General features: G+C 40.7%; 4 protein-coding genes, 1 tRNA gene and 1 pseudogene. 3 read left to right on the forward strand and 3 right to left on the reverse strand.

Annotated elements, in window-relative coordinates:
• Positions 1–309 precede the first annotated feature (309 nt).
• From AOM43_RS06430 to AOM43_RS06440, 3 genes are all read left to right on the forward strand, one after another.
• Positions 310–383, forward strand: a tRNA-His gene (locus AOM43_RS06430).
• Positions 384–522: 139 nt separating this feature from the next.
• The gene (locus AOM43_RS06435; protein ID WP_006341417.1) at positions 523–1293 is read left to right on the forward strand and encodes an undecaprenyl-diphosphate phosphatase; all 771 of its coding nucleotides are present in this window, start codon (positions 523–525) and stop codon (positions 1291–1293) included.
• 53 nt (positions 1294–1346) lie between these two features.
• Entirely contained in the window at positions 1347–3803 is a 2457-nt protein-coding gene (locus AOM43_RS06440; RefSeq protein ID WP_006341416.1) for an FtsK/SpoIIIE family DNA translocase, read from the forward strand.
• Position 3804: 1 nt separating this feature from the next.
• On the opposite strand, the gene AOM43_RS06445 is transcribed toward AOM43_RS06440, so the two are convergent.
• The 3 genes and pseudogenes from AOM43_RS06445 to AOM43_RS13400 all read right to left on the reverse strand — a co-directional run.
• Positions 3805–4149, reverse strand: a complete 345-nt coding sequence (locus AOM43_RS06445; protein WP_006341415.1) for a hypothetical protein — start codon at positions 4147–4149, stop codon at positions 3805–3807.
• Positions 4150–4249: 100 nt separating this feature from the next.
• Positions 4250–5539, reverse strand: coding sequence for a hypothetical protein (locus tag AOM43_RS06450; RefSeq protein WP_059359512.1), 1290 nt, complete (start codon positions 5537–5539; stop codon positions 4250–4252).
• 23 nt (positions 5540–5562) lie between these two features.
• Positions 5563–6198, reverse strand: a pseudogene (locus AOM43_RS13400) (hypothetical protein); the annotation flags it as partial.

The raw sequence follows: 6198 nt of genomic DNA on the forward strand, positions 1-6198 counted from the left end.
CTTTACAATTATTTTAATGCGAAAAATTCGATAATGAAGTAATGTATTTATTTGCTGCTGCTTGGGATAACTAGAAGCTATTAAGCTTATCAACGATATTTTTTTTGTTAAGGGATTACAACGCCAAAGGGATAGCTACACACTTGTGTGTTTTCATCTTGAACTTTGGGGAGTGAACCCACCTTTACAAGCCGTGTTGATCACGCCAGCTTCTTAGCCCCTTTCAGCAGCTTTTTTTTCTTTTTCATAAAAAAAGAAGAAAAGCTATTGACGAAAATCGTCTTTTCAGCCAATCTTTTCATTTTTACGGCGATCGTAGCTCAGTTGGTTAGAGCGCTGGATTGTGGTTCCAGAAGTCGCGGGTTCGAATCCCGTCGTTCGCCCTCTTTTTTCTCCCCCCATTAAATTATCCTTGTTGAAAAATCCCTTTCATGGCACCCTGAAGGGCTATCTACGCCTTCCACGTCCAAATGGGGAAAGCGTTGCAAGTTTTCCGACTTTCTCGCATGAAGGAATAAACCGATGTCCACACTTGAAGCGATTTTTCTTGGTATCATCCAAGGATTAACCGAATTTCTGCCCGTCAGTTCCTCTGGCCATTTAAAGCTCATGCAAACTTTAATGGGGCTTCAAAATTTGGATCAATACATCTTATTCGATCTAGTCTGCCACTTGGGAACCTTATGCGCCATTTTATTTTTTTTCTCTAAAGAGATCAAAGAAACCTTCACATCGAATCGAACACGCTTATTACAAATCACACTTGCCACGCTCCCTTTATTTCCCCTGGTGATTTTTCTTAAACCGATCGAATCGATTTATCAAAAACCTCATTTACTCGGCTTCTTTTTTCTCATCACCTCTCTTCTCCTATTTCTAGGTGTACGTTACCAAAAAGAAACACCTCCTAAACATCCTTGGAAAACACCATTTTTAATTGGTTGTTTTCAAGCTCTCGCAATTTTTCCCGGTATTTCCCGCAGTGGCGCGACCATTTCTGGAGCACAATTGCTCGGATGGAATATACGGGATGCTTTGACATTTTCCTTTTTAATGGCGATTCCCGCCATTCTTGGAGGAATTGCCGTTGAAACGCTCAAATTAATGACCACAGCCTCGGCAGCACCTTCCATTTCTCTGTCTGCATATGCAGCAGGACTCCTCACCTCTCTTTGTGTGGGATATGCTTCTTTATTTTTTTTGCAAAAAATAGCCATGCATCACCGCTTTATTTATTTTGCATGGTACTGTTTTGCTTTAGGAATATTTGCAATTATTTATTTCAACTTTTAGTTTACAAATTGACGCACCGATGATCGTCCTTGTAAAAATCATTAAGGGAAAAAATGGCTAAAAAAAAACAAATAAAAATGACATCGGCATCTACGAAAGATGTCACTCCCTATAATACCGAAATGCGAGGCATCTTCTTTTTTAGTGTATCCATCATATTAGCTTTGAGCCTTTTAAGCTTCGCGTATGGACAAGAGTCTAAAAACTGGCTAGGCCTGATCGGACATACCATTGGATGGATTTTCCATGCTTTATTTGGATTAAGCAGCTATTTAATCCTCATTTTTCTTGGATGGATCAGCTGGCGCCTTCTCTTTAATCATCCCATTAATCGCCTTGCGAAAAAAGCCTTAGCTGTTGCCATTGTGGTTGGCTCTTTATCCATTCTCCTTTCTCTCATTGAAGAGCAATTTCCTACGATCCGCACATTTTTGGGCCACTCTTTTTACACGTATTCCTGGTTCAAAAAACAACGCTACCACTTGGGGGGAGCCCCTTTCTATTACCTCTATCGCGACATGCCCTCCTTTAATCTTGTCCGCATGCTCAATACAACAGGAGTCGGCTTAGTCTTTTTTAGCACCCTTGTTGCCTCGTTGCTTTCTTTGGCAAAAATCACTCCAGACCAAATCTTGCAAGCGCTGACTAACTTTTTTACTCTTATAAAAGAAATCTCAAGAGAGAAGTGGGATGCCCTATTTGCCCCTCGAGAATATGCGGAAGAACCCGTTTCTAAATCTTCAAAATCATCTTTTTTACAAGCTGAAGAGGAAGAAACCGTTCCTTTTCAGGAAAATGATTTAAAAAATCGGCCCTCCTTTGCACGGAAATACGCCTTCGATCCCATCTTAAAAAACACCTTTGGAGAAGCCCCCCGCATGGCTCTTCCCATGCCTGATGCCCCCATAGAAAATGATGATGATCTGATGCCCCCCTCCTCTATGCAAAATGTGGATTTTGAAACATCTGAGCTCAACAAGAAAGACGCGGCAATAGCCGCTCAGAAAGTTTACAACGGGGATTTCACCAATTACGAAGTCCCAGAAGACACGCTTTTAACAAATCCCAAAAATATTGACCAAACCCTGCTGAAGAAAGATTTACAACGCCAAGCCGAAATTCTTGAAGAAACCCTCAATAGTTTTGGCATTGAAGCAAAAGTTGGACAGATTCACTGTGGCCCAACCATTACATTGTTCGAGGTACATCCTGCCATCGGCGTCAAAGTGCAAAAAATTCGCACGCTTGAAAATGACATAGCCCTCAATATGCAAGCCAAGTCTATCCGCATTATTGCACCTATTCCAGGCAAAGCCGCCGTGGGAATTGAAGTACCAAATCAAAATCCTCAAGAAGTTGCGTTTAAAGATATTTTGCATGCTTACCAGCAAGGTGGCAGAAAATTTCACATACCCGTACTCCTGGGAAAAACGGTTCTCGGAGAGTATGTAATGAGCGACTTAGCAAAAATGCCCCACTGCATTATTGCAGGTGCCACAGGATCCGGAAAATCTGTTTGCATTAACACCATTGTGATGTCGATTTTGCTCAACGCAAAGCCAGATGAAATCAAATTGCTTATGGTAGATCCGAAGAAAGTCGAATTGACTCCTTATACCCGCTTACCACACATGCTAGCCCCTGTCATTACAGAACCGCACGGAGCTTGTGCCGCATTGAATTGGCTTGTAAAAGAAATGGAAAATCGATACGAGCTCTTAAAAATTTTATCCGTTCGAAATATTGAATCTTTTAATCAACGCAAACGTGACATTGCTTTTGAAGAAAGCTTAGAAAAAGAAATCCCCGAAAAACTGCCTTATATCGTGGGGATTATTGACGAGCTTGCCGATCTGATGATGGTGTCTAGCAGTGACATTGAAACTCCAATTGCCAGAATTGCACAAATGGCTCGCGCTGTAGGCATTCACTTAATTCTTGCGACCCAACGCCCCTCTCGCGAAGTAATCACAGGGATTATCAAAGCAAACTTTCCGACGCGGATTTCATTTAAAGTGGCTAGCCGAGTGAACAGTCAGATTGTGTTGGACGAAACAGGTGCAGAATCTCTGCTTGGAAATGGAGACATGCTCTTTCTTCCCCCAGGAAGCTCCCACCTCATTCGCGCTCAAGGCGCTTATATTCGAGATGAAGACATTATGGGTGTGGTGAAGAAAATTTGTGATCAAGCCCCACCAAATTACGTCATTAACTCTTTTGATCAAGGATCTTTTGAAGATTTTCAAGCAAGTCAAGCAGAATCCCCCGCTGATCAACTCTATGATAATGCCCTTGAAATTGTGCTAAGCACAGGCAATGCATCCACAACATTTTTACAACGTAAATTGAAAATAGGATACGCCAGGGCAGCTAGTTTGATTGATCTTTTAGAAAGTCAAGGTGTGATAGGACCAAATGAAGGCAGCAAGCCAAGAAAAGTTCTCCTCTCTAGAAAAAATGGGGGGGAAGAAATTTCTCACAAAAATGCAATCGCTATCGATGATGAGTAAGTTATTTTTTATCAGCGGGTAATTTTTTCTTCTCAAACTTGAGTAATCCCCCCCGCGAGTCTAAATTATCAATGAAATGCTGGTTAAGTTTTTCAAAACGTTCCAGCATTGCCTTGATGTGTGCTTGTGTCTCAGCATCAAAGCTATGTGATAGATGGCTACGCGCTAATTCTTGATCCAACTCCTGTAATTTACTAAGCAAATCGAATTCCAATAACTGTAATCGATTGATTTCTTCTTCCAGGGGAGCTTGTGTGGATAAAACATTGAGTTTTTCGGCCACCTCAACTAACTCCCTTAGAATAAGTTCGATGTGATTAATGAGAGTGATATTTTCACTTTTCATAATAAAGACCTCGGGTTTTTAATTAAGAATTATGAAAATTGCATGCCACTTTATAAAAAAACAAGCATGACGGCCTAATTACCGCCATGCTCAAAAAATTTTAAATCCTAGAAAGATATGCCTTTACTGAATCCATTTTCATTACTATACCAATAATCTCAAGCTCCCCTCGCTTTAGTGCAATATCGTAAGGGCGTTCGCCTTGCGTCTTCTTAAAAAATAGTTCCGGATCTTTTTCAATCATAAGAATGACTAATTCAAGCCAATCCTTATCGTTAAGAAATTTTTCGTAGAGAGGTAAAAAATACCTTTTTGATTCGTCGCCATAATTTTTCAATAAATAAGAACCAATATCAATAGATTTACCACTAAGAACGGCATCCCATATTTTTGCTAAAAGGGGATCATCTATAGTCACTTCCTGGAGAAGTTTTTCAAAGAAGGGCGAATAGCAACTTTTTACTGAACTAATTAACGCTTCACGATAGGCCTTTAGACGAACCCCTTCCGCCAGTTGAGCCACTACTTGCATAGCCTCAACAAATACGACATGATCTTTCGTATAAACAGCCAATTTTAAGACGGCATTTGGATCTTTGGCCGCTTTCTTAGTCTTCAAAAACGAACTAAAATAGCCCGCCCCCCTTCTCACATCTTTTTCAGAAGGGACACCCGAACTTTTGCAAAGAAACAGGAGTCTTTCCACATCTTTGTAGGCTGCATTCATTCCCTCGCTTAATTGCTGAGCTTGGATAACGATATCTTCAACTAAAGCATTTTCATCTTCCTCTAGCATAACGCCAGGATACGTTTGGCTTGTACTTTGAGATTGGGCACGGATGATTTGATTGAGCTCCGCTTTAATTCTGTCTTCTTCAGATTTTGTCGGCTGGCCATTTGTTTTTTTAAGAATCGCTAACTGTGCTAATAGCGCATTGACTTGTTCTGTTCCCTTATCATTTTCTCGCTGTGCTAACAGAGCTAGATTTATAAAATCATCAATATTTTTTTCGTGATGTTGCTGAATTGACTCTTCAAAGAAAGGTGTTTTTTCGGAAACTGGGGCTGAGGACAGTAATTTAAGCTCCTCCTCTAATAATTTTTTTTGATGCTTTTCTACCTGTTTGGCTTCATCAAATTTTCCCTGAGCTGTCAAAGATTGAATTATTTGCTCATCGTGAACTAACTCCTCATTCAACTTTTGCGCGAGAGGAGAAACATTTGATTGAGCCTCTCCATCTTCCACATAGTTTTCCAATTCAGATTGGAATTTTTTAATCTTTTCCTGGATATCTTCTATACGTTTTTGTTCTCTTTCGTAACTATCTTGTTCTTCTTTTAATTTTTTAAGCTCTTCTTCAGCCTTTACGATCTGCTTTAAAGGATCCATACTTCGATATGGATCCTCAGCCATTAAGCAGGAATTTTTTTTTTAGCGTTTTCTAATTCCTCTGAAAACTCACGCGCTGATCCAATGACGCTTTCCAGCTGTTGAACGGGATCTTTTCCCCTTTTCTCACTGGCCTCTGAAACTGACAAAGTCGAACCTGAGGATTCAATCACAACAGCTGCACCATTTGAAACATCCTGGTTAACTTGCTGCGCCACTTCACTCTTGTTACCTGCAGGAATTGGTTCATCTTGCGAAACCCCTGATTTTCTAGTTATACGTACTTCCGCATTGATTTCCTCTTCTTCTTGCTTTGTGAGTTGTTCATCGGCAAGTCTTTCTTCTTCTTCAGCTTTTGCTGCTTCCCCAGCTTTTTGTTGGGCATCTAAAGCTGCTACACGCTCTTCTTCTTGCTTTGCAAGTTGCTCATCGGCAAGTCTTTTTTCTTCTTCAGCTTTTGCTGCTTCCCCAGCTTTTTGTTGAGCTTCTAAAGCTGCTACACGCTCTTCTTCTTGCTTTGCAAGTTGCTCATCGGCAAGTCTTTTTTCTTCTTCAGCTTTTGCTGCTTCCTCAGCTTTTGCTGCTTCTTCAGCTTTTTGTTGAGCTTCTAAAGCTGCTACACGCTCTTCTTCTTGCTTTGCAAGTTGCTCATCGGCAAG

The organism is Parachlamydia acanthamoebae (assembly GCF_000875975.1).
In the GTDB taxonomy this organism is placed as follows: domain Bacteria; phylum Chlamydiota; class Chlamydiia; order Chlamydiales; family Parachlamydiaceae; genus Parachlamydia; species Parachlamydia acanthamoebae.

Coding starts and splice junctions, on each gene's coding strand:
- AOM43_RS06435 (WP_006341417.1), top strand. CDS start 523: ATGTCCACACTTGAAGCGATTTTTCTTGGTATCATCCAAGGATTAACC.
- AOM43_RS06440 (WP_006341416.1), top strand. CDS start 1,347: ATGGCTAAAAAAAAACAAATAAAAATGACATCGGCATCTACGAAAGAT.
- AOM43_RS06445 (WP_006341415.1), bottom strand. CDS start 4,149: ATGAAAAGTGAAAATATCACTCTCATTAATCACATCGAACTTATTCTA.
- AOM43_RS06450 (WP_059359512.1), bottom strand. CDS start 5,539: ATGGATCCTTTAAAGCAGATCGTAAAGGCTGAAGAAGAGCTTAAAAAA.